This window comes from Paenibacillus sp. MZ04-78.2, from assembly GCF_024213375.1.
Taxonomy (GTDB): Bacteria; Bacillota; Bacilli; order Paenibacillales; family NBRC-103111; genus Paenibacillus_G.
The window spans coordinates 34,214-56,135 of the sequence record NZ_JANAVJ010000018.1; the positions used below are offsets into that span (position 1 = coordinate 34,214).

Consider the following 21,922-nt stretch of genomic DNA (forward strand, 5'->3'; position numbering starts at 1 on the left):
GGTAAGACTTGTCCTTGCTTCGAATCGAAGCTTTGGTCGTACGGTAACACATTAAATTCCTATAGTGTATAGAATACTTTACTTTCTAGCCGAAACGCAAGAGAACAATTCACAGCTTCCTGGCAAAATGTTAAAATACAGGCGAGAGGTGATGGATGAACATGAAAACGGTCGGGTTTATCGGACTGGGCACCATGGGCAAACCTATGGCTGCCAATTTGATCCAAAAAGGTTTTCGCGTGAACGTTTACAACCGGACGGCGGACAAAGCGCAGGAGCTTGTCGCCCTCGGCGCCGCACAGGCGGCAAGCCCCGCCGAAGCCGCGAAAGAAGCGGACGTCATCGTCACCATGCTGAGCAACGATCAGGTCGTTCTGGACAGCTTGTTCGGCGAGAACGGACTGGCTCACAGCCTGCGTCCCGGACAAGCCGTAATCGATTGCAGCACGGTCTCCCCCGCGACGAGCCGCAAAATTTACGACGAGTTGGCCTCGCATCTGGTCGATTTCCTGGATGCGCCGGTAACGGGCAGCAAGCCTGCGGCCGAAAACGGCACGCTCGTCTTCATGGTCGGCGGGCAGGAAGAAACGCTGGACACGCAGCGCGACGTCTTCGAAGCGATGGGCAGCAAAATCGTCTACATGGGGCCAAGCGGCTCCGGGTCCTACGCGAAGCTTGCGCATAATACGATGGTCGGCATCAATGCGCTCGGGCTAATGGAGGGCTTGTCCATGGTGACCAAAGCCGGTCTCGATCCGGAAAGCTTCCTGAGCATCGTCCTTGCCGGCGGCGCGAACAGCAGACAAGCCGAGCTGAAAGGCTCTAAAATCGTAAGCCGCGATTTCAGCAACCAGTTCTCGACCAAGCTCATGCTGAAAGACTTGTTGCTCGCCGGAGACGTGGCCGACGGGTTCCAGATGCCTTCGCCGATGCTCCGCGCCGCTACGGGCCTGTTCCAGATGGGCCTTGCCAAAGGCCTCGGAGAAGACGATTTGTGCTCGGTCATCCAATGCTATGAGGATTGGATGCACATGCAGGTCAGAAGCCGGGACAAGTCTCCCGGAGTCACGACCGAACGCCGCCGCAACGCGCGCATTCGGCTCGACATTAAGCTGCATTTATCCGTCTACCAATGGGAGCAGGAAGGCTCCTTCTCCGGGCAGCTGATCGAAGGCTCGCTGGTCGACCTGTCGGAGAGCGGCATCCGCATCGTCTCGTCGTTCCCGCTCGCCCGCGATATGTTCATCGTGCTTCACTTTCCGAAGGAAGCGGACCTGCCGCCGATCACGGCGCGCATCATCCGCATTGATCCGGACAACGGGCTGTTCCGCTACGGCTGCATGCTGTCGGGACTGTCGCCGTACGTGCGGCTCAAGCTGGAGGAATACATCCGCGTCCGCTCGGAAGAGCAAGCTTCGCAAGCCTGATTCCGTTTTTGAAAAAACCCCGCATCGGCCTATCTGGTACGTTTTACCAGGTCGGGTGTGCGGGGTTTGCTTTTCGTTATTCGCTAATGTAGGAGCAGCAGTAGTCCGTCACCGTGCGGACATCCAGCTTGAACTTGGCGCCTGCCGGCACCGTAAATTCGCCTGTTCCGTTAATTTCCAGCCATTCGCTGGCGCCGGGCAGCAGTACCTTCAGCTCCCCCGCTTGAATCTCCATAATTTCCTTCGTATCCGTACCGAACTCATACTCGCCGGGCAGCATAATGCCAAGCGTTTTTTTCGTTCCGTCCGCAAAAATCACCGTGCGGCTGGTCACTTTGCCGTCGAAATAGATGTTGGCTTTCTTCACTGCGGTAACATTCTCAAATTGCGACATGGACCGATTTCCCTCTTTCTCATCTGAACCAACCGCGGACGGTGCGCTCATCCGCCACCGCCCGCTGCCGTTCGTCGTCTATTGTTCAACGCCCAATTCTTATTTCAGCAAAGCTTTCACACGAGCTGCCACATTGTCCACCGTGAAGCCGTATTCGCGGATGACAACCGGACCTGGAGCGGATGCGCCGAATTTGTCGATGCCGAGCACATCGCCTTGCTCGCCGACGTAGCGCTCCCAGCCGAACGAATGACCCATTTCAACCGCCAGACGCGCTTTCACCTCCGGCAAAATGACGGAATCCTTGTACTCCTGCGGCTGCTTGTCGAACAGCTCCCAGCTCGGCATGCTGATCACGCGAACCGCGATGCCTTCTTCCGCCAACTGCTTTTGCGCGCCCAGCGCAAGCTGCACTTCCGTCCCCGTTGCGATAATTTGCGCCTGCGGCTTGCCACCAGCTGCGTCGGACAAGACGTACGCGCCGCGGTCGACAGCGCCGTTCGTCGTGCCTTCCAGCGTCGGAGCCGCCTGCCGGGAGAAGATCAAGGCGACAGGGCCTTTTTTGTTCTCAACAGCGTAGCGCCAAGCCGCTGCCGTTTCCGGACCGTCCGCCGGACGAAGAACCGTCACGCCCGGAATAACACGCAGCGCGGCAAGCTGCTCGATCGGCTCGTGGGTCGGGCCGTCTTCCCCGACGCCGATGCTGTCATGCGTGAATACGTAGATCGCCGGCACGCTCATGATCGACGCCAGACGAATCGCCGGACGCAAGTAGTCGGAGAAGACGAAGAACGTTCCGCAGAACACTCTCACGCCGCCGTGCAGCAGCATGCCGTTTGTAGCCGCGCCCATCCCGAATTCGCGCACGCCGAAGTAGATGTTGCGGCCGCTGTAATCTTTAGCCGTCAGTACGCCGAGATCCTTCATGTGCGTCATGGTCGAAGACTCCAGGTCGGCGGAGCCGCCGACGAGCCACGGCACGTTTTTGGCAATCGCATTCAGCACCGTACCGGAAGCCGTACGGGTACCCTTGTCCGCCGAAACGTCGGACGGGATGTCCTTGTCCCAGCCCGCCGGCAGCTCGCCGCTTTCGGCCGCTTGGAACTGCTTCGCCAGCTCCGGATGCGCCTTGGCATATTCGGCAACCAATTGCTTCCAAGCGTCGTGCGCTTGAACTCCCTTGCTTTTCACGTCGGCGAAATGCTGGCGCACTTCGTCCGGCACATGGAAGTGCTGCGCTTCGTCCCAGCCGTACGCTTGCTTGGTCAGCACGACTTCGTCCACGCCGAGCGGGGAACCGTGCGGGCCCACATGGCCGCCTTTGCCCGCTTTGTTCGGGCTGCCGTAGCCGATGACCGTCTTCACTTCGATCAGCGCCGGGCGGTAATCCGCCTGCGCCTCCAGCACCGCTTTGTGGATCGCCTCCAGATCGTTGCCGTCCTCGACGCGCAGCACCTGCCAGCCGTAGCCTTCAAAGCGCTGGGCGACATTCTCGGAGAACGACAGATTCAGCTCGCCGTCCAGCGAAATATCGTTCGAATCGTACAGTACGATCAGCTTGCCGAGCTTCAAATGGCCGGCAAGCGAAGCGGACTCCGACGAGATGCCTTCCATCAGGTCGCCGTCGCCGCAAATGGCATATGTATAATGATCGATGACACGGTATTGTTCACGATTGTAAACGGCTGCAAGATGCGCTTCCGCCATCGCCATCCCCACCGCCATGCCGAGGCCTTGACCGAGCGGTCCCGTCGTCGCGTCGACGCCCGGTGTGTGGCCCACTTCCGGATGTCCCGGTGTCAGGCTGCCCCATTGGCGAAACTGCTTCAGCTCTTCCATCGGCAGGTCGTAGCCGGAGAGGTGGAGCAGGCTGTACAGCAGCATCGAACCGTGGCCCGCAGACAGCACGAAACGGTCGCGGTTGATCCACGTCGGCTGATCCGGGTTGTGATTCATCAGCTTCGCAAAGAGCTCATAGCCCATCGGCGCGGCTCCCATCGGCATCCCGGGATGTCCGGATTTGGCTTTTTCAATCGCGTCGATGGAAAGCGTGCGGATCGTGTCCACGGAGAGTTGTTCGATCGTCTTGTTAGATACCGTCATTGTGATCCTCCTAATTATCGATCTTCTTTTGATTAGTAGTGTGGTAAAGCTCTGTTCCGCCTTCGCGCGAAAGCGCCAGGCTTCGCGTGACCCAGTAAACAAAAGGGTTGTTAACGTTTGCATTACTACCTGCTCGCTTTGGAGTGCTTGCTTTATTGTACCACCCTCCGTTTCAGTTTGCCATATCCAACCCGTGAACATGCTTTGAAAACTCATTTCGCACATTTTTTGGAGCGTTTCACTCTTGCTGGATGAACAGGCGGCCAGGGTACCTTTTTATCCGCCGGAAGTTCTATTGTCAATCAGTACCGGGCGGGGACCCAGCAGTTCTTTGGCTCCGTTCATCACTAAGGGCATAGTCTGTTTAACGAATGATTCCGCACTTATCAGACGCCCCTCATTGTTCCAAGCATAGGCTGCCCCATACATCCCCCAACTTAAGATGAGGGAAGCTGTATTTAAGAATTGCGCGTTTGGACTCGAAAGCATCTTGTCTTTGTCTACAAAGGAAAGAATTATCGTTTGAATTTTTTCCTTTATTTGGACTTCGAATACAGGTCCAAGCGGTTTATAGCTTCTTTTGCACATCGTGCTTAGATCCTTGTGAAAATCGCATATACCCAGAAAAATACTCTCAATTGTTTCTTCATTTAATATTTCGTGACCGCTTATTCTACGATTTATGATTGTCATAAAAGATTCCGTTAATCTGGACTCAAGAATTTCGAATTTATCTGCAAAGTGCGCATAAAAAGTCGCTCTGTTAACAGTAGCCCGATCTGCAATATCCCTAACGGTTATCGATTCAAAGTCTTTTTCTTGAATTAATGAAGCAAAAGCGTCTTGAAGAAGTCGCCGTGTACGTATCACACGAGGATCAGCTTCATTCTTTTTAAATGTCATGGTGAAGACCTCCCCAATAAAACGACATTATGGAAACGGTGTTGTCTATACAACAATTTATGGATATTGATGATTGCGCACCATTCGGTTGTTATTATAACATATCAATACAACAAGTGTTGTTCAAACAACTAATGTTGTATTGACACAAAATGCTGAATGCCGCTTTTCCAAAAGGAGGAGAGAACCATGTCGGTTTCACAACCGTCGCAAACGCTGGAGCAACAACTTTTTTTTGATGTCATTCGAGAACGGCGGTCGGTTCGGAGCTATGATCCCGAGGTCAAGATTTCGCAGGAGGAATTGACAGAACTATTGCGGCAAGCCACGCTGGCTCCTTCAGCCGCTAACCTGCAGCCGTGGCGGTTTCTCGTTATCGACTCGCCGGAGCTGAAGCAGAAGCTGCTTCCGATCACATTCAATCAACAGCAAGTGGTCGAGGCTTCGGCTGTCATCGCCGTTCTTGGAGACCTCGAGAACATCCGGATGGCCGAGAAGATTTACGGCCAGGCTGTCGATGCGGGCTTCATGCCTGCGGATACGGCAAAATCGATGGTTGAACGCTATACCGGCATGTATTCGAGCATGCCGCCCGAGGCTATCCGCCAAATCATTTATACCGATGGCGGGCTAGTATCGATGCAACTTATGCTTATTGCCCGCGCCAAAGGCTACGATACGGTGCCGATGGCCGGCTACGACAAACAACAGTTCATGGAAGCTTTCCGCATATCAGACCAGTACGTTCCGGTTATGCTGATCGCCATCGGCAAGGCGGCGAAGCCCGGTCATCCGACAGTGAGGCTGGCGGTTGATGATGTAGCTTTTTTTAACGAAATGCCTAAGGAATAACAAAATGTAAAAGACCTTTGCATCCGCATAAACAACGGCGAGCTAAGGTCTTTTACAGGTTCTGCGTATCAGATACCAAATGATCCAACCGTTCGACGTTCATTCTCAGCGCTCCCCTCCCTTATCCTCTCCGTCTATCCTACCGTTTTCCGGCGGGGAAATCGACTTTTCGCCGTACTCTCCATCAGACTATAAAAAAGCGAAAGCCACCGCAATCCCTCCCGGAAAGCGTGGCTCCTCACTCTTTATTTTCAATATGCGATTAACTGAACACTACCGTTTTATTCTGATGCACGATGACCCGGTCCTCGATGTGCCAGTTGACGGCGCGCGCCAGTACCGTGCGCTCGATATGGCGGCCGATCCGCTTCAAATCCTCCACATTGTCACGGTGGCTTACACGCTGGACGTCCTGCTCGATAATCGGTCCGCCGTCCAGCTCCTCCGTGACGTAATGCGCGGTAGCGCCGATAATTTTCACGCCGCGGTTGTACGCCTGCGCATACGGCTTGCCGCCCACGAAGGCCGGAAGGAACGAGTGATGAATATTGATGATTTTGTTCGGAAAGCTCTCGATAAATTTCGGCGAAATAATCTGCATATAACGGGCCAAAATGACGACGTCCACTTGACCGCTAACCAGTTCAAGCTGCCGCTTCTCCGCCTCCGCTTTCGTATCGGACGTGACCGGAATATGATGGTACGGAATGCCGAGCGGCTCCACCAGCCCGCGCATATTGTCGTGGTTGCTGATGACCATCGCGATATCGGCATCCAGGTCGCCCGACTGCCAGTGCCACAGCAGCTCCAGCAGGCAGTGATCTTCCTTCGAGACGAAAATCGCGAGCCGCTTCTTACGGCTTGCCCGGGTGATACTCCACTTCATGTTGAATTCGGCGGCGACCACGGCAAAGTCGGCCTTCAACTGCTCACGGCGCTCATCCAGATTAGCCAGATCGAACTCGATCCGAATGAAGAACAGCCCTCCCTCCGGGTCCATCGTGTATTGATCGGACTGCACGATGTTAGCGCCGTGCTCGTACAGGAAGCGGGATACCGCAGCCACGATACCGGGGCGGTCCGGGCAGGACACGAGCATCCGCGCCCGATTCGTCAAATTCGTGCTTTTCGATTTGGAAGTAACGTTCGAAACCATGCGTTGTTGATCTCCTTCGTAGTCAAAGCATAGAATGTCTATTTCATACCGTAGCGAACAAATGCTCGCCCGCGAACCACGCGGTCAGGCGGTGGTTGATTTGTTCCTCGTTCAGCTCAGGGAACACGTTATCTGCGACGATCAGATCGTACAGGCGCTCCATCGGCTCGCGGCCGTCCGCCTTTTTCGCTTTGGCGTCCGTCTTGAGCACTTCCCAGGTTTGCAGCACGTACGCTCTCCGATCGATATCCTGCTTCGTGAAGAAATGGGCCAGACGCTCGACATCCGACAGGAACCCGTCGCCGAAACGCGTTTTGACCATACCGCCGAGCAGCGCGATTTCCGCTTCGTACATCGGCCGCTGCGATCTGTCCTCCTTGCCAATCCACGGCGTCTCCAGAATGAACGGCAGATGCTTCAGCTTCTCATGGTGAACGACGTTATGCATCGCTTGGAAGCCGATCCAACCGGCGCCGAGGGGAGCATGACGGTCTTTGCCCGCGCCTTTCGGGTTTTTGCTGTCGTTCAGATGCACGACGGCCAGACGATCCAATCCGACCGTGCGGTCGAACTGCTCCAGCACGCCGTCCAGATCGTTTACGATGTCGTAGCCCGCATCGTTCACGTGGCATGTATCGAGGCAGACAGTCAGCTTGCCGTTGTCTTCCACTTTTTCGATGATGGTGGCCAGTTCCTCGAAGCTGCGGCCCATCTCCGTGCCTTTGCCTGCCATCGTCTCCAGCGCGATGTTCACGTTCGTATCCTTCACGCCGCTCAGCACTTCGTTCAATCCTTGCGCGATGCGCGCCAGCCCGTACTCGGCATCCTTGTCCGTATAAGCCCCGGGATGAAGCACGATCTGTTTCACGCCGAGATAATCCGTACGTCGGATTTCTTCCTGCAGGAAGCGGACCGCCAGCTCGTACGTGTCTTCCTTGTAAGAACCCAGATTGATAATATACGGAGCATGGACGATAATCTCCCCGATGCCATGCTGCTCCATCACGGCTTTGCCTTCTTCAATATATTGATTTTCGATCGGCTTGCGGCGCGTATTCTGCGGCGCTCCCGTATAAATCATAAACGTTCCGGAGCCGTAAGAAACGGCTTCGTTGGCCGCATTCAGCAGCCCTTTATCCGAAAACGAAACGTGCGATCCGATTCTGACCATGACCGGGAATCACTCCTTTGTTCATCTCACTTTCATCTATTTTACTAGGATCGGGACAAGAAATCTAGAATAGGAAATATTCTCTTGCAGGTTCCGTTTTCCTCCAGCGGAAAGTGAGGTATAATGTTAGGGAGGTGAACGTTTCATGTGGTATGCGATGAACGATGCCCCGCCCGAGGGGTTTATGTGGTTTATTATTTTCTGGGTATTCGTGCTGCTGTTCATGATGTCGGTGGGCGGCTACTTTATGTTCCGCAAGTTTTTCAAGGTGCTCCCCCGAGAGGACGGCAAATCGAAGCTGGACTGGCAAAATCATTACGTCGAATCGTCCCGCCACCTGTGGACGGAAGACTCCAAAGCGTTCCTCGACATGCTGGTCGAGCCCGTGCCTACTCCGTTCCGCGACATCGCGAAGCATTCCATCGCCGCCCGGATCGGTCAAGTAGCGCTGGAAGCGAAGGCCGACGCAGTCACACGGGAGCATTGCATCGAGGGGTACATCTTGGCAACACCCAAGCGCGATTACCGCAGTCTGACCTCATATTTGGACAAAAAGCAGATCGACTACAGTCCGTTCAAGCATCTGCTTCAATAAATTGCCTTTTCATAGCTTGCTTCCTCTGCTTTAGGGGAGCAAACGCAACGAAGCCCGGACCTGTTCGTCCGGGCTTCGTTGCGTACATCAGAATCAAGGCTCGTCAAGAACCTTTTCCTGCTCGTTCTGATCTTGGCGCGCAGCTTCGAGCACGTCTTGATCCGTCTCGCTCTGCCCTTGGATGGCGGCTGCCGCGTCCGCTTGGTTAGCGAGCTGCTCCTCCGCTTGTCCTACGCCGTGCGCGCCTTGATGTCCTCTGCTGGATGCCATGGAAAACCTCCGGTTGTCCGTTTTGTCGGGAAGACACCGTTTAGTATGATCCTTGTGGCGATCCTTTATCCCAGCTTAGGAAACATCCGGCTTAACCTAAGATTTCGGATAAGTCGATGTGGTCTTCCCCTTCTTCTTGCTCGGCTCCACGTCCGACAATTGCACCGACAGCGTCGTCAGATCGTTGGTCCGCTTGTTCTTATCCGGATTGCGCAGCTGCGAGCGGAGACCGACCGTCGTCACGCCGCTGACGTCAAGCGTTAGCGGAAATTCCTCCTGCTTGACGAAGCCTACGCGGCCGTCAATGATCACGTACATATCGACCTTCTCGTTGGAGTTCAACGCAATGGTCAAATATTTGGACCCTTTTGGCTGCACGGCAGCTTCGATTTCGCCCTTCTGCTGCAGATCTTTCACAATAACGCCCTTGTCGTCAAAATAGTCGCTGACTCGAACGATCGATTTATCCGACCAATTAACCGGGCCGTCCTGTGAATAGCCGCCGTTCGGAGGCGTGATCGTATTGCTGTTCGGGTTGTTATTGAAGCTGCTGCCGGAAGACCCGTTCGAACCGCCGGTGCCGCCCGAATTCGTCCCTGTCCCGACTGGATTAAAAGGAAGCGTTAAATCCACCGTCGTATAATCCCAGAGCCAGCCGTTCCTTTTCAGATACGTGTACGCACGGTCCAGAATCGTTACCGCTTCGGCGCGGGTCACGTAGTCTTTCGGACGAAAATATCCCATATCGTTCGGCGTCATAATGCCGCTTGCCTTGAGGCTTGCCAGCGCTTTGGCCTGAACGTTGGACAGTTCGTCCCCGCCCAGCTTGCAATCCGCGGTGTTGTTGCCGAGAATGAGCGTGACAAACACATTGTTGCCTTCCACGTCCATCAAGCCGTCTTCGACATACCGTCCGTCCGCTTGGGCGACTTGGTATTCCGCTTCCGTTTTGAACATTTTGACCGGAACGTCTTTCAATTCCGATACGACCGAGCATACGTCATTGTCGCTAAAACGCTTTTCCATTAAACGATTGTCGAAATACGCATACAACAACTGGGCAAGCTGCAGACGGGTCAGCTGCATATCGGGGCGAAAAGCCAAATTTCCTTCCCGGCTCAGCCCATACCCCCCGATTTTGAACGAGGCGTTGTAAATCTCCGTTATGGGCTTATGCGCCCAATGCAATTCGGGTACGTCGGTAAAATAAGTAATTTTTTGTTTCCCGGTGGCCAGCGCGTTCGGACGATACTTATCGAACAGCCGATACACCATAGCCGACCATTCCGCCTTGCTGATCGTCTTGTTCGGACGGAAGTTGCCGTCGGGATACCCAGTCAGCACTTGCTTTTTCGCCATAAGTCGGATCGACTCAACGGCCCAGGCATACTGCTTCGCATCGACATCCGGAAACACATTAATTTCCGCCGCTGCGGGTCTGGGCCACAACGACAACAGCACGGACAACGACAGCAGAACTGCAAGCTTGCGGTACCATGAAGAATATATCTTGTTCATTGCGAAACCTCCCATCTCTTTCCTTATTATCGGACGAACGGGCGCAAAATGTTACGGTTTGGAATCTTTACCTGCAAAAAAGCACACAAGCCGCTGCCGAATTCTTATTGTCCGGCGTGTGCCTATCCATAGATTCTCCCGCTTGCCTATGATTTCCTTATGTCGTTCCCTTTGGTATTCTTCGATCTGCAAAACCTATCCTGGTCGGCAACGCAAAAAAACTGCCCACGCTTAGATTTACCTAAAGCGCAAGCAGGTTCCTGCATGCTTCATTCTTTTGAATTGAAAGGCTGGGAGAGATCAGACGCGAATATCCAAGTTTTTGCCCAGGTTGGGATGCTGCGCCGCCGCAAAATCCTGAAGCATCGTTGCCGCTTGGGCTGCCTGAGAATCCTTCATTTGACTTAGCAGAGCAATGCCGACCGCCTGCTTTAACGGGTTTCCGCCGCTAATGGCGTTCAATGCTGCGTTAATTTGCACAAGCTCGCCTCATTTCTTCGAAAGATGGAGCAAACGCCGGAAGTCCGTTCGCTAAGGCCAGTATAATCGAAACAATCAAGCCCTTCAATACAAATAAAGGAAATTTGTGTTTTCTGCCGAACCTATTCGTATCAACTCAATCCTGTATTAACGCGAGGTGTTTCCCCTGCCTATGCAGCCCTACGTCATCGCAATCGCCGTTATCCTGTTTTTGATCTGTCTGGCTGTCTTTCTCCCGAAGTTTTTCAGACGAAACCGATTCGGCCGACCCGGCTCCAAGTCCCGACCTACCGGTAAAAGCCAGCCCAAACAAAGCTGCTCCTTTTGTCGACGAAAGGTTCCTCCGAAGGAGTTGGCCTTTTACGCCACAGCCGGCAAAGTCGTCGGCGTCTGCCGAGCCTGCCGGCCGAAAGCGGAACGTCAAGACTTCATGCGGTTGTGACTGCTCATTCGTTATGGCGCCAAGCAAGGTCGTCCATAGGGGCATGTGGCTTGCGATGACATCGTTCCCGCGGGCATTCCATGTTCCAGCTCCGCAGCAAAAAGCCCTGAAATCTCAGGGCTTTTCACGAACAGCTATTAGGATGCGGTTGAGAGGACTCGAACCTCCACGGGCGTACGCCCACTACCCCCTCAAGATAGCGTGTCTGCCATTCCACCACAACCGCAGGTTATCGTAGGGTGAACCCGATGGGTTCTCACCCCTACTATCTATGACCCGTAGGGGATTCGAACCCCTGTTACCTCCGTGAAAGGGAGGTGTCTTAACCCCTTGACCAACGGGCCATACTGTTTATTGTCGCCGCCTTTTTGAGCGACAAGTGTTATTATAGCGGAATGGGATGAGCTTGACAAGCCCCTTTTGAGAAAAAAATTTTCATCTTTTTTGGAGGTAGTCCTTCCCTATGTTACAATCAACTGCAAAAGGACCCCATTCCCCTACAGAGGTGTATTCGATGCTGGTATTCAACCACGCTACCGGTCAGGTTACGGAACAGGAGGCCCGAATTCCGGGCGACAATGAGAACATCTGGCTCCATATGACAGCTCCCGAGGCAAAGCAGGTCGAACACGTGCTTAAACACATGTTTCACTGCCACCCGCTTGTGGTTGAAGATTGCATCAAGCTGAATCAGCGTCCCAAAATGGACCGATACAAAGACCATGTCTTCATCACGTTCTTTGCCGTCGTGGACAAGCAGCTTACTACGGTCGAAATCGCTATTGTGGTCGGTGCGAATTTTGTCATTACCATTTGTAAAGAGCCCCTTCCTTTTATCGACGAGCTCCAAAAGCACTTCTTGCAAGTCGAAGACAGCATGAAACACAGCGGGCGCATCTTATATTTAATATTAGACCGCTGTGTCGACGACTATACCGATATCATCAATCAGATTGAGGACCGCGTCGACCGCTTGGAGCAAATGATCTACCGTAATCCTTACGTCCATGTATCCCGGGAAATATTTAAATCGAAGCGAAAGATGCACCGTCTCCGCCGTATTATCACTGAAGAGAAGACGTTGCTGGGCACAATAACGCACCAGAGCTTCCCGTATATTCGCCAGGAAGCGGATGTCTATTTTATCGACATCTACGATCATATTTCCCGCGTTGTCGATTCCTTGGACGTATTTCGGGAATCGCTCACCGGCCTCCTTGAGCTGCAAATGAGCATTAAATCCGACCGTATGAACGAGATTATGAAGACGTTGACCATTATCAGCTCGATTTTTCTTCCGCTGACCTTTATCGTTGGTTTGTACGGTATGAATTTCAAAGATATTCCCGAGCTCAACTGGAACTTCGGGTACGCATACGTTTGGATCGTCATGATCGTTGTCACGATCTCCATGTGGGCTATTTTTAAGTGGAAAAAATGGATTTAAAGATAAATAAAAAAACCGCCTTTCGGCGGTTTCATTTATTATCTACGGAGAGAGAGGGATTCGAACCCTCGCACCACTTACGCAGTCTAACCCCTTAGCAGAGGGTCCCCTTGAGCCACTTGGGTATCTCTCCAAGAAAGAATGGCTCCCCGAACAGGACTCGAACCTGTGACAACTCGATTAACAGTCGAGTGCTCTACCAACTGAGCTATCAGGGAATGGCAATTTTTAATTTATCATGAATGCGGCTGCAAGTCAAGGGCAAGCAGCTTTAATTTGCCTTTGCAGAAACCGCAGACGTACTTCTTCGGGTCGGTCTTGCGTTTACGCATATACTCCGCGCTGCAGCTTGTACAAACGAGCTTGTACCGGTAAGGCTCGGTACGCTTTAGCTCCTGCGGAAGCGACCGGCAATAGCGCGTCCCTCCGACCTTGGCCAGCAAACGCTTGAAATCGTCATCCCGGTGCCGGTACCCTCCGCCCAGCAAATGCAGGTGGTAATGGCACAGTTCATGCTTAATAATTTTCTCCACGTCGGCGGCTCCGAATTGCTCATACTGAAGCCAGCTGATCTCGATATCGTGTGTCCGGGTGAAATAGCGCCCTCCCGTCGACCTTAATCTCCGGTTGAACCTCGCCCGATGCAAAAAAGGACACCCAAACGACGACAGCGATATTTGCTCTACCCACTGCTGCAGCTGTCGGTCATCCATCGTTTTCCCACCCTTACTCTCTGGTTTCTCTTCGTTTCTCTCTTGAATTGTAACCGCAGGTTAGGCTAAACTGTCAAGTAGGAATCTGGCATTGCTTCGGACAAATTGTCCCTTTGACCCATAGAGAGGAGTTTAACCCGATGTTCAAAAAGAAATGCGCCCTGCTTAAGCTGGAGGACCGGATCGAATTCGTGGAAATGCCCGCTACTCATATGTACCAACTGGCTGCGCTTAATCAACGGCTGCATAAGGAGCTGGACAAGCTAACCACGCCTAACGTCCCCGGACTGCCGGTATTTATCGCGGAATTCGACGGGCTTGAGCTTGTGCATCCAGGCTATACGCTCCAGCATGGCCTGGAATACATCAACCGCCTGGAACAGACGTTCAGCGCGATCCAAGCGCAGGAAAAAGAATATCCGCTCATCTCCCTCTTAACCGAGATTCGCGCGCTTCAGGCACAGCTCGAGCAGTGGTACGAAGAGGAAGAGGATTTCGCGTAAAAAGGACCTGCACCCGAAACGGCTCCCGCCCATATGCTGTATAGTGTACGGCAGCTAGACGGGAAGGGACTGATGGTGTTGCCACAATGGCTTTGCAACCAGCTGATGCGGGCATTTTACAACAAAAACCGCCGGCAAATCCGTTTGCTGAACGATTGCTGGTTTTTTTACCGCACCCGCAAAAGCGAGACGGACCCCACGACATCCCAGCTTCAATAAAGATGAGCTCAACGCTCAAAACAAATAGAGCATACGCCAGAGTGAAGGACGCGGCTTCCGCTAAATCCCTTTTCTCCGGCTTATGCTCTATTTTATGCTTAAGAAGGCTTTTTCATCGTCAGCCCGACACGGCCCTTTTTCAGGTCGACGTTAAGCACCCATACCGTCACGACATCCCCTACGGACACGACGTCCATCGGATGCTTCACGTAGGAATTGCTTAACTGCGAAATATGAACGAGTCCGTCGTTTTTGATGCCAATATCGACAAAAGCGCCGAAGTCGATCACGTTGCGCACGGTTCCCTGCAGCTCCATGCCCGGCTTCAAATCTTCGATCTGCAGCACGTCCGTGCGGAAAATCGGCGCCGGTAGTTCCTCCCGCGGGTCGCGTCCGGGCCGCTGCAGCGAATCGAGAATATCGCGCAGCGTCGGCACCCCGACGCCAAGCTTCGGAGCGAGCTCTTCCGGCTCCAAGCTTTGCAGCACCGCTTTGAGCTCGGCACTGCCTAGCTGCGACAGCTCCAGCTTCAGCTCGCGGAACAGCTTGTCCACCACGTCATACGATTCCGGATGAATCGGCGTGTTATCCAGCGGATTGCCGCCGCCTGCGATCCGCAAAAAGCCTACGCTCTGCTCGAACGCCTTCGCTCCGAGCCGCGGAACCTTTTGCAGTTGCGCCCGGCTCGTAAACTTCCCGTTGTCGTCGCGGTATTTTACAATATTTTTAGCAAGCGTGCTGTTGACGCCCGACACATAGGACAGCAGCGACGGAGACGCGGTGTTCACATCCACGCCCACGTGGTTCACCGCCGATTCGACGACGAACTTCAGGCTCTCTTCGAGCCTTTTTTGCGTGACGTCATGCTGGTATTGGCCGACGCCGATCGCTTTCGGCTCGATTTTAACCAGTTCTGCCAGCGGGTCCTGAAGCCGCCGCGCGATGGAGATCGCACTCCGCTCCGCCACGTCTAAGTCCGGGAACTCCGTCTGCGCCAGCTTGGAAGCCGAATAGACGCTCGCCCCCGCTTCGTTGACGATCAAATACTGAAGCTTCCGCGCCTTGATCTCAGCGATCAGTTCGGCTACGAACTGCTCTGTCTCGCGGGACGCCGTCCCGTTGCCGACGACGATCAATTCGACGCGATAAGCGTCGATCAGATGCTTGAACGTCGCTTTCGCTTCCGCTATTTTGTTGTTCGGCGGCGTCGGGTACGTGACAGCAATCTCCAGCATTTTGCCCGTATCGTCGACGACGGCAAGCTTACAGCCTGTCCGGTACGCGGGATCGACGCCAAGCACCACCTTGCCCTTGACCGGCGGCTGAAGCAGCAGATTACGCAGATTTTCGGCGAATACCTCGATCGCTTTTTCCTCGGCCTTCTCCGTCATTTCATTGCGAACTTCCCGCTCAATGGACGAGGCGATCAGCCGCTTGTACGCATCTTCAATGACAGCCGTCAGCGTGTCGCGAACGATGGAAGGCCCCTTGATCACTTGCTTCGCAATATACTCGTGAATCCGCTCGACGGGAACGTCCAGCGCGACCTTCAGCACGTCTTCCCGCTCCCCGCGGTTGATCGCAAGAATCCGGTGCGGCGGCAGTTTACGGACCGGCTCCTGGTAGCTGTAATACATCTCGTAGACGGATTCCTGCTCGGCGTCCTTGGCTTCGGTCCGCAGGATGCCCTGCTCGAACGTGTGACGGCGCACCCACGCCCGGATTTTCGCATCGTCAGCGATTTGCTCCGCGAGGATATCCATCGCGCCTTGTACGGCTTCCTCGGCCGTCTGGACGCCTTTCTCCTCGCTCACATACTTGCCCGCTTCGGCAAGCAGATCGCCTTGCTTGGGCTGCGTCTGAATCCAGAGCGCCAGAGGCTCAAGCCCTTTCTCCTTCGCCACGCTGGCGCGCGTCTTGCGCTTTTGTCGGTACGGACGGTACAAGTCATCGACTTCCTGCAGCTTAACCGACCGCTCGATTGCTGTACGCAGTTCGGCCGTCAGCTTGCCCTGCCCATCGATCAGACGGATGACCTCCAGCTTCCGGTCCTCCAGATTGCGCAGATACGTCAGCCGCTCTTCAATGTCCCGCAGCTGATTTTCATCGAGCTCTCCGGTCATTTCTTTCCGGTACCGGGCGATAAAAGGAATCGTGTTCCCCTCATCCAGCAGGCCGACCGTCGTCTTCACCCGCCCCGCCGCGATTTGCAGCTCGGATGCGATCTGTTTCAGAATGCGCTCCTGAATCGCCGCTTTCATCTCTTCCGTCAGTTCCACAACCGCCCGAACTTCCTCTGTCAGTCCCGTTTGTTCTTTTGCCATCCGACTTTTCTCCTCCCAGACATAAAAAAGCGAGGGTACCCGCACCCCCGCCTCGTCAGCATGTTAAAACTCAATCAGACCTACGCTTATTTGCAAAGCTTCATCGACCTTGCGCATGGTTTCCTCATCCAAGTGCGTGATTTTGTCCGTCAGGCGCTGCTTATCGATGGTCCGAATCTGCTCCAGCAGGATGACCGAATCCCTGTCAAAACCGTGCGCTTCCGCGTCAATCTCCACATGCGTCGGCAGCTTGGCTTTTTGAATCTGCGCCGTAATCGCCGCTACGATCACCGTAGGACTGAAGCGATTGCCGATATCATTCTGAATGATCAGTACGGGCCGAATGCCGCCCTGCTCCGAACCGACGACCGGTGAAAGATCCGCGAAAAAAACATCGCCACGTTTGACAATCAAGTGTCACACCCCGCTTACCAGGCGGTCCAGCGTGTTGTCCGCTTCTTCCTCCGCCTGAAACGCTTCCGAGGCCATGTTCAGGTTGATCTTAGCCATTTCCATATAGCCGCGCTGCATCGATTCGCGCAAATGCCGTTTCTTACGCTCCAACAAGTAAAGCTTCATCGCCTGACGGATAAACTCGCTGCGGTTGGAATTTTCCTTCTCGACCAGATGATCGACTTCCCGCAGCAAATAATCCGGCAAGCTGATCATGATTCGCTTCGTGTTATGCGCACCCGCCACCTATACATGCACCCCCAAAAACATACAAGAACCTATTTCCATTATGGCAAACTTCCAGATAAAATATACAAAATCAATATATGCCGAAGGTATAGCAAATATGTTATACCTTGACGCGCTCCGCAGCATTTTGCCTCTATACCTTATTCGGGGCAAACCAAGAAAATCCTCTCATGTTAGGACAAAAAATTCAATGGCAAATGCACCCAGTTCTTTTTTTGGACAAAAATATAGCTTCTCGCAACGCAAGACGATTTTACCTGCGGCTTGCTTTAACGCCGGAGCCTTGGTTACGCCTCCGGCTCCCATACGTGCCGCAGCAGCGGATTCACTGTCCTGGCTACGCAGCCGTCCTTCATATACACGCGAGGCACCCGATGCGAAATCATGCAGACGACCTCGTAATTGATCGTTCCGAGCCAAGCGGCGTGCTCTTCCGCCGTAATCCTGTCTTCGCCCTGGCTTCCCAGAATAACCACTTCTTCTCCCATTTGAACATCTGGCAGCTCGGATACATTCAGCATACATTGGTCCATGCAAATTCTACCCACCACAGGGACGCGCTGTCCTCGAATCAACACTTGCGCCTTGCCGGTCAGCATCCGGGAAAAGCCGTCCGCGTACCCGATCGGCAGCGTTGCAATCGTCTCTTTGCCCTGCGTCCGGTAGACGATGCCATAGCTGATCCCTGAACCCTCGGGCACTTGCTTCACCATGACGACGCTGGATTTGATGCTCAGCACCGGCTGCAAATCAACCTGCTGCTTATTCACCTCTTCGGACGGATACAGTCCGTACATCGCGATCCCGAGCCGTACCATATTAAAGGTTAAATTCGGCGCATCGATCCCCGCAGCGCTGTTCCCGGCGTGAACGTACGGAAATTGAATTCCTTTTTGCGTAAAATAATCGACGACCCGCACGAATCGGCCGTACTGCTCAAGCGTATAGCTCTTGTCGGTTTCGTCCGCGCAAGCGAAATGGGTAAATAACCCTTCCACTCGAATCCCCGGTGTCCGCATCGCCCGTTCGATCAGCGCGATCGCTTCTTCCGCATCCGTTAAGCCGAGCCGGTTCATTCCGGAATCGATCTTAATATGAATATTCAACGGGCGCTCTTTAGCCCCTAATCGTTCCCATGCATCCAGCAGCTCATGGGTATATATGTTGAGGGTAATCCCATGGGTCCATGCGGTTTCCAGCCCTTCCGGGGGCGTATATCCTAATACGAGGATTGGGGCTGTAATGCCTGCTTGCCGTAGCTCTAAACCCTCATCCAAAAAAGCGACCGCTATATATTCCACGTCGCACTGAAGCGCCTCCCGACATACCTCCACCGCTCCGTGCCCGTAAGCATCCGCCTTGACGACTGCCATCATGCTTACATGCTCCGGAAGCACCCGCCGAAACTCGCCCAAATTATGGCGCAGCGCATCCAATGAAATTTCCACCCGGGTCGGCCGGTAAAACGAATCCACCTGATCCACCTTCTTCGGTCTCATAAAATCAAGGGAAGCCGCTTACAAGGCCACAGCTTGCACCTGTGAAAGAAGCTTCCCGCTTAAAAATGCATATGATTATGGTAATGCGTACCGCAGGCCCTGTCAACGAACAAAATAGTAACATCGCGTCCGTCAGTTTTTGATTATGTAGCGGTCGGTGCGTGTATTTCGGAGCCGAAAGACAGCCATCGGACTACTATTTACCGATTTCCCCTTGCACCGCTTGCGCCACCTTAATCATCTCCGTCGGCGGCAAGTCCCCTGTAGATAAGCGGAATTCGATGCCGTCGTAGGTCCAGGTCAATGTTTTCTTCGCATCTCCGGTTACAACGCCGAGCGTAAAGCCCAGATCCAAAATATCCCCCGGTAAGATCGACACCGTCTGTACCTGCGGACGCGACTCCACCAACGTATAGTTATATTTTCCGGAGTAGCGGAGCATGACTGCTTGATCTTCACCCAGCTTAAGCTCCGTCACGTCTTGCTTCTTCACGCCGCTCGGCATGTAACGCGGCTCGAGGATACCGAACGATTGCTGCTTGGAGGTGTCTTTTTTAGCGCCTGTAGCTGCCGCTTGCGCCCCGTTGGGTGCTGCCCCCTTGTCGCTTCCGGCGCTGCTCGTTTTCGCGCCTTCGCCGCTTCCGGAAACGGAAGTGCCTTTACTTTCTCCGGTAGCTGCGCCTGCTGCATTGCCTTTGTTCGCGCCCGCTGCGTCGCCTTTTGCATCCGTTCCCGGTCCATGTCCCGCTGCTGTTCCTTTGCCGCCTGTTTCCTGAGCGGTTTCCTTCGTACCAGTCCCTTGATTGCCGCTAGCTGCCCCCGTGCCGGCCTTGGAGCCGGTCGCTCCCAATTTCTCGCCGACTTTCGAATCCCCCTGCATCATCGTCGGCAGTGTCTTCAGGTTCCAGCCCGTCATATTGCGCTGCATGTCAAACTGATCTTTCTCAAACTTCGTACCGAACTCAAATTGATCGAACTTTACAATGACCATCACATTGGAATTGGCATCCGACACTTCCACATGCTGTGGAGCGTAGTTTCTTTTGTCCAGCCACACCTTTTGCCGCGCCAAAGAGCCGTTCTGGTAATTCGCCACTACATCGAATACATACGCCTTCTCGTCCGACGTAAAATGCCGTTCATTGTCCATCAGAATACTTTGGACGAGCGACTGGTATAAGTAAACTTGGCCTTGATTTTCGGGCCAATCGCTTTGGAAGCGGAAGCTTTTGTTCAAATGCGGTGTCAGCACGAATACCCCGTCATCGTTGCGCAGCACAATTTGCGTAATATCCTTCTTCGCATTCGTCAGCGAGATCCGGTAAAACGAAGGGGCCTGAAAGCTAACCTCCACGTCGTATTCCTGAGGATCCTGCCCTGTACGCAGCGTCATCTGCCCTTTTCCGTGATAGCTCTGCAGCTTGCTCATCACACCGTCCAATTCCTTTACTACCGATCCTGCATCCTTTTTGCCGCACCCAGATACCACCAGGCTTAAACAAACCATCACAAGGGCCACCACCCACGTGAACCGCCGCATCGTCTCATCCCCTCCACCACATAATCAATCCAGATTGATACCATGTCTATGTAGGGACTTGGCCAATTATGCAGACAAGGTTAGGGGAGGAAATAAAAACTCCTATAACCGGTTGGTTATAGGAGCAGAAAAAAACAATCTGAGGAGAAGATAAATCAACCGAGTAGCTGCTTATTACTTTGCAATCATATAAGCTCCGAATAAAATTGCAGCAACGCCTACCCATTTAGTCATGGTTATAACCTCTCCGAAAAAAAACCACGCGGCTATAATTCCAAGTACATAAGCTAAACTCTGTAAAGGGTAGGCCACGCTTAAATTCATTTTAGTTAGCACAATAAACCATAATACTGTTGCGACAGCATATAAAGCTAGTCCCGAAATAATGAAAGGAGAGAAAGCCACTTTCGCGAGGTCAAATCCCCCAATTTTCTGTAATCCAAATTTAAATAATATTTGACCGCTAACTAACAATAGAATATTACCAAAAAGCATTAGGTAATTAGTCATGTTCATTTCTTCTCTCTTGTTCCATAATGGCGATGGTTTGGCTTAGTTTCAATACACGATCCGTAAGTTTAGAAATGACAATTGTTAAATGGAGAATAAAAACAAAGCAAAACAGAAGTCCAAATAAGAACAGCATAGCTGGGGCATATTTAATATCAAGAATATTGGCAAATTTTTCAACAATACGAATATTTAAGGACAAACCAAATAATGCTATTCCAAACAATATCCATAACAGAGAATATTGTTCTTTTAGTCTCTGCCTTCTTACTAAATCAATAATAATTATGAGAAATAACAAAGAAAATCCAGTTGATAAAAAGTACACGTTCATGTTATCTCACCTTTGCAAATCGTAATGCATTCATTAATAAAGACAATGTAACTTTGACCATATAATACATGGATTTTATTGCTGTTATCGACGATTCGCCTTCTAATCGATTACGCATTTCAGTTGATACTTCAATAAGTTTACAACCTTTATACTTAAGATAAACAATTGCTTCCACTTCCGGGTAATCCATAGGATAATAAGAAGAATAGAGCGAAATAACCTTTTTATTAGCGACGCGATATCCACTTGTAGTATCGGTAAATTTTTGCCCTGTTAACATGGAGACAATACCTGAGAAGAAGATCATTCCAACCCTTCTCATGAACGAAGATTTATAAGATGTCTGTTCCACGTATCGAGAGCCGATAACTAAATCATTTTGTACTGCCTCTGCTAGTAACTTAGGTAAATCGGCTGCATTGTGTTGTCCGTCTGCATCAATCTGTACGGCATAATCATAATTGTTCTTAAACGCGAATTGATAGCCAGTTTGCATTCCTCCGCCTATACCAACATTAAAAGGCATATTTAACACAATGGCACCGTGCTTCTCAGCCACTTCCATTGTGTTATCTTTGGACCCATCATTAACAACAACAATATCTGCATCAGGGACATGTTTACGTATCTCGTAAATTACATTTCCAATACTTTTTTCTTCATTATAAGCTGGAATGATTACTAAAACTTTCACAACAATCCTCCCTAACTATATTAATCGAACTTTATACTTAAAAGTTATTATTTTCCCTGTTAATATTACACCACTATAATGTTAAGTCTGTACATGGGATCAACCCTTTAAACCCAAACTTAA

At 52.4% G+C, this 21,922-nt stretch carries 23 protein-coding genes and 4 tRNA genes; 6 read left to right on the forward strand and 21 right to left on the reverse strand.

Annotated elements, in window-relative coordinates; all coding sequences use genetic code 11:
- Positions 1–155 precede the first annotated feature (155 nt).
- Positions 156–1,427, forward strand: a complete 1,272-nt coding sequence (locus NLX71_RS14685) for an NAD(P)-binding domain-containing protein (RefSeq protein ID WP_254364447.1) — start codon at positions 156–158, stop codon at positions 1,425–1,427.
- A gap of 76 nt (positions 1,428–1,503) precedes the next feature.
- Here the strand turns inward: NLX71_RS14685 and ppnP are convergent, their stop codons facing one another.
- The 3 genes from ppnP to NLX71_RS14700 all read right to left on the reverse strand — a co-directional run bounded on the left by ppnP (position 1,504) and on the right by NLX71_RS14700 (position 4,827).
- Entirely contained in the window at positions 1,504–1,821 is a 318-nt protein-coding gene (gene ppnP, locus NLX71_RS14690) for a pyrimidine/purine nucleoside phosphorylase (protein WP_025849509.1), read from the reverse strand.
- 99 nt (positions 1,822–1,920) lie between these two features.
- Entirely contained in the window at positions 1,921–3,924 is a 2,004-nt protein-coding gene (tkt, locus tag NLX71_RS14695; RefSeq protein WP_254364448.1) for a transketolase, read from the reverse strand.
- A 276-nt stretch (positions 3,925–4,200) separates the two neighbouring features.
- Positions 4,201–4,827, reverse strand: a complete 627-nt coding sequence (locus NLX71_RS14700; protein ID WP_254364449.1) for a TetR/AcrR family transcriptional regulator — start codon at positions 4,825–4,827, stop codon at positions 4,201–4,203.
- A 189-nt stretch (positions 4,828–5,016) separates the two neighbouring features.
- Here NLX71_RS14700 and NLX71_RS14705 point away from each other — a divergent pair, with 189 nt between their 5' ends.
- Positions 5,017–5,679: a nitroreductase family protein gene (locus NLX71_RS14705; RefSeq protein ID WP_254364451.1), complete on the forward strand. Its 663-nt coding sequence runs from the start codon at positions 5,017–5,019 to the stop codon at positions 5,677–5,679.
- 262 nt (positions 5,680–5,941) lie between these two features.
- On the opposite strand, the gene purU is transcribed toward NLX71_RS14705, so the two are convergent.
- Positions 5,942–6,835 (reverse strand): formyltetrahydrofolate deformylase, encoded by an 894-nt coding sequence (gene purU, locus NLX71_RS14710; RefSeq protein ID WP_254364452.1) that lies wholly within the window; start codon positions 6,833–6,835, stop codon positions 5,942–5,944.
- A gap of 43 nt (positions 6,836–6,878) precedes the next feature.
- Positions 6,879–8,006, reverse strand: coding sequence for a deoxyribonuclease IV (locus tag NLX71_RS14715; RefSeq protein ID WP_254364453.1), 1,128 nt, complete (start codon positions 8,004–8,006; stop codon positions 6,879–6,881).
- A gap of 145 nt (positions 8,007–8,151) precedes the next feature.
- Between NLX71_RS14715 and NLX71_RS14720 the strand changes: the two genes are divergently transcribed.
- Complete coding sequence (locus NLX71_RS14720) at positions 8,152–8,601, forward strand: DUF2621 domain-containing protein (protein ID WP_254364454.1); 450 nt, start codon at positions 8,152–8,154, stop codon at positions 8,599–8,601.
- A 93-nt stretch (positions 8,602–8,694) separates the two neighbouring features.
- Here NLX71_RS14720 and NLX71_RS14725 read toward each other — a convergent pair whose 3' ends face one another.
- The 5 genes from NLX71_RS14725 to NLX71_RS14745 form a co-directional block, all read right to left on the reverse strand.
- Positions 8,695–8,871, reverse strand: coding sequence for a hypothetical protein (locus tag NLX71_RS14725; protein ID WP_254364456.1), 177 nt, complete (start codon positions 8,869–8,871; stop codon positions 8,695–8,697).
- 96 nt (positions 8,872–8,967) lie between these two features.
- Positions 8,968–10,389 carry an S-layer homology domain-containing protein gene (locus NLX71_RS14730; RefSeq protein WP_254364457.1) on the reverse strand — a complete coding sequence of 474 codons (1,422 nt, stop codon included), beginning with the start codon at positions 10,387–10,389 and terminating at the stop codon, positions 8,968–8,970.
- Positions 10,390–10,689: 300 nt separating this feature from the next.
- The gene (locus NLX71_RS14735) at positions 10,690–10,869 is read right to left on the reverse strand and encodes a YjfB family protein (protein WP_090674814.1); all 180 of its coding nucleotides are present in this window, start codon (positions 10,867–10,869) and stop codon (positions 10,690–10,692) included.
- Between the two features lie 585 nt (positions 10,870–11,454).
- A tRNA-Leu gene (locus NLX71_RS14740) sits at positions 11,455–11,537 on the reverse strand.
- A gap of 46 nt (positions 11,538–11,583) precedes the next feature.
- Positions 11,584–11,655 (reverse strand) — tRNA-Glu (locus tag NLX71_RS14745).
- Positions 11,656–11,825: 170 nt separating this feature from the next.
- On the opposite strand from NLX71_RS14745, the gene corA reads away from it, so the two are divergent.
- Positions 11,826–12,758, forward strand: a complete 933-nt coding sequence (corA, locus tag NLX71_RS14750) for a magnesium/cobalt transporter CorA (protein WP_254364458.1) — start codon at positions 11,826–11,828, stop codon at positions 12,756–12,758.
- Between the two features lie 45 nt (positions 12,759–12,803).
- Here the strand turns inward: corA and NLX71_RS14755 are convergent.
- The 3 genes from NLX71_RS14755 to NLX71_RS14765 all read right to left on the reverse strand — a co-directional run bounded on the left by NLX71_RS14755 (position 12,804) and on the right by NLX71_RS14765 (position 13,471).
- Positions 12,804–12,891, reverse strand: a tRNA-Ser gene (locus NLX71_RS14755).
- A 9-nt stretch (positions 12,892–12,900) separates the two neighbouring features.
- Positions 12,901–12,976: transfer RNA gene (locus tag NLX71_RS14760), tRNA-Asn, on the reverse strand.
- Between the two features lie 18 nt (positions 12,977–12,994).
- Positions 12,995–13,471 (reverse strand): SprT family protein, encoded by a 477-nt coding sequence (locus tag NLX71_RS14765; RefSeq protein ID WP_254364459.1) that lies wholly within the window; start codon positions 13,469–13,471, stop codon positions 12,995–12,997.
- Between the two features lie 140 nt (positions 13,472–13,611).
- Between NLX71_RS14765 and NLX71_RS14770 the strand changes: the two genes are divergently transcribed.
- Both NLX71_RS14770 and cmpA read left to right on the forward strand, forming a co-directional pair.
- Entirely contained in the window at positions 13,612–13,974 is a 363-nt protein-coding gene (locus tag NLX71_RS14770) for a hydrolase/acyltransferase (RefSeq protein WP_254364460.1), read from the forward strand.
- 72 nt (positions 13,975–14,046) lie between these two features.
- The gene (gene cmpA, locus NLX71_RS14775; RefSeq protein ID WP_010494556.1) at positions 14,047–14,193 is read left to right on the forward strand and encodes a cortex morphogenetic protein CmpA; all 147 of its coding nucleotides are present in this window, start codon (positions 14,047–14,049) and stop codon (positions 14,191–14,193) included.
- A gap of 98 nt (positions 14,194–14,291) precedes the next feature.
- Here cmpA and NLX71_RS14780 read toward each other — a convergent pair whose 3' ends face one another.
- From NLX71_RS14780 to NLX71_RS14815, 8 genes are all read right to left on the reverse strand, one after another.
- Positions 14,292–16,517 (reverse strand): Tex family protein, encoded by a 2,226-nt coding sequence (locus tag NLX71_RS14780; protein WP_302058248.1) that lies wholly within the window; start codon positions 16,515–16,517, stop codon positions 14,292–14,294.
- Positions 16,518–16,580: 63 nt separating this feature from the next.
- On the reverse strand, positions 16,581–16,931 hold the full coding sequence (locus NLX71_RS14785) for a type II toxin-antitoxin system PemK/MazF family toxin (protein ID WP_010494553.1): 351 nt from the start codon (positions 16,929–16,931) through the stop codon (positions 16,581–16,583).
- A gap of 3 nt (positions 16,932–16,934) precedes the next feature.
- Entirely contained in the window at positions 16,935–17,216 is a 282-nt protein-coding gene (locus NLX71_RS14790) for a CopG family ribbon-helix-helix protein (RefSeq protein ID WP_090674804.1), read from the reverse strand.
- A gap of 290 nt (positions 17,217–17,506) precedes the next feature.
- Complete coding sequence (gene alr / locus NLX71_RS14795; protein ID WP_254364504.1) at positions 17,507–18,694, reverse strand: alanine racemase; 1,188 nt, start codon at positions 18,692–18,694, stop codon at positions 17,507–17,509.
- A gap of 220 nt (positions 18,695–18,914) precedes the next feature.
- Positions 18,915–20,258, reverse strand: coding sequence for a LolA family protein (locus NLX71_RS14800; protein ID WP_254364461.1), 1,344 nt, complete (start codon positions 20,256–20,258; stop codon positions 18,915–18,917).
- A gap of 174 nt (positions 20,259–20,432) precedes the next feature.
- Positions 20,433–20,768 carry an EamA family transporter gene (locus NLX71_RS14805; RefSeq protein ID WP_309248955.1) on the reverse strand — a complete coding sequence of 112 codons (336 nt, stop codon included), beginning with the start codon at positions 20,766–20,768 and terminating at the stop codon, positions 20,433–20,435.
- Positions 20,761–21,102 (reverse strand): DUF2304 domain-containing protein, encoded by a 342-nt coding sequence (locus NLX71_RS14810; RefSeq protein WP_254364463.1) that lies wholly within the window; start codon positions 21,100–21,102, stop codon positions 20,761–20,763. The genes NLX71_RS14805 and NLX71_RS14810 overlap by 8 nt, the downstream gene beginning before the upstream one ends.
- Position 21,103: 1 nt before the next feature.
- Entirely contained in the window at positions 21,104–21,799 is a 696-nt protein-coding gene (locus tag NLX71_RS14815) for a glycosyltransferase family 2 protein (protein ID WP_254364464.1), read from the reverse strand.
- Positions 21,800–21,922 lie beyond the last annotated feature (123 nt).

What these genes read in the sequence shown, in the direction of transcription:
- NLX71_RS14685 (WP_254364447.1), top strand. Translation starts at nt 156, where the DNA reads ATGAACATGAAAACGGTCGGGTTTATCGGACTGGGCACCATGGGCAAA.
- ppnP (WP_025849509.1), bottom strand. Translation starts at nt 1,821, where the DNA reads ATGTCGCAATTTGAGAATGTTACCGCAGTGAAGAAAGCCAACATCTAT.
- tkt (WP_254364448.1), bottom strand. Translation starts at nt 3,924, where the DNA reads ATGACGGTATCTAACAAGACGATCGAACAACTCTCCGTGGACACGATC.
- NLX71_RS14700 (WP_254364449.1), bottom strand. Translation starts at nt 4,827, where the DNA reads ATGACATTTAAAAAGAATGAAGCTGATCCTCGTGTGATACGTACACGG.
- NLX71_RS14705 (WP_254364451.1), top strand. Translation starts at nt 5,017, where the DNA reads ATGTCGGTTTCACAACCGTCGCAAACGCTGGAGCAACAACTTTTTTTT.
- purU (WP_254364452.1), bottom strand. Translation starts at nt 6,835, where the DNA reads ATGGTTTCGAACGTTACTTCCAAATCGAAAAGCACGAATTTGACGAAT.
- NLX71_RS14715 (WP_254364453.1), bottom strand. Translation starts at nt 8,006, where the DNA reads ATGGTCAGAATCGGATCGCACGTTTCGTTTTCGGATAAAGGGCTGCTG.
- NLX71_RS14720 (WP_254364454.1), top strand. Translation starts at nt 8,152, where the DNA reads ATGTGGTATGCGATGAACGATGCCCCGCCCGAGGGGTTTATGTGGTTT.
- NLX71_RS14725 (WP_254364456.1), bottom strand. Translation starts at nt 8,871, where the DNA reads ATGGCATCCAGCAGAGGACATCAAGGCGCGCACGGCGTAGGACAAGCG.
- NLX71_RS14730 (WP_254364457.1), bottom strand. Translation starts at nt 10,389, where the DNA reads ATGAACAAGATATATTCTTCATGGTACCGCAAGCTTGCAGTTCTGCTG.
- corA (WP_254364458.1), top strand. Translation starts at nt 11,826, where the DNA reads ATGCTGGTATTCAACCACGCTACCGGTCAGGTTACGGAACAGGAGGCC.
- NLX71_RS14765 (WP_254364459.1), bottom strand. Translation starts at nt 13,471, where the DNA reads ATGGATGACCGACAGCTGCAGCAGTGGGTAGAGCAAATATCGCTGTCG.
- NLX71_RS14770 (WP_254364460.1), top strand. Translation starts at nt 13,612, where the DNA reads ATGTTCAAAAAGAAATGCGCCCTGCTTAAGCTGGAGGACCGGATCGAA.
- cmpA (WP_010494556.1), top strand. Translation starts at nt 14,047, where the DNA reads ATGGTGTTGCCACAATGGCTTTGCAACCAGCTGATGCGGGCATTTTAC.
- NLX71_RS14780 (WP_302058248.1), bottom strand. Translation starts at nt 16,517, where the DNA reads ATGGCAAAAGAACAAACGGGACTGACAGAGGAAGTTCGGGCGGTTGTG.
- NLX71_RS14800 (WP_254364461.1), bottom strand. Translation starts at nt 20,258, where the DNA reads ATGCGGCGGTTCACGTGGGTGGTGGCCCTTGTGATGGTTTGTTTAAGC.
- NLX71_RS14805 (WP_309248955.1), bottom strand. Translation starts at nt 20,768, where the DNA reads ATGACTAATTACCTAATGCTTTTTGGTAATATTCTATTGTTAGTTAGC.
- NLX71_RS14810 (WP_254364463.1), bottom strand. Translation starts at nt 21,102, where the DNA reads ATGAACGTGTACTTTTTATCAACTGGATTTTCTTTGTTATTTCTCATA.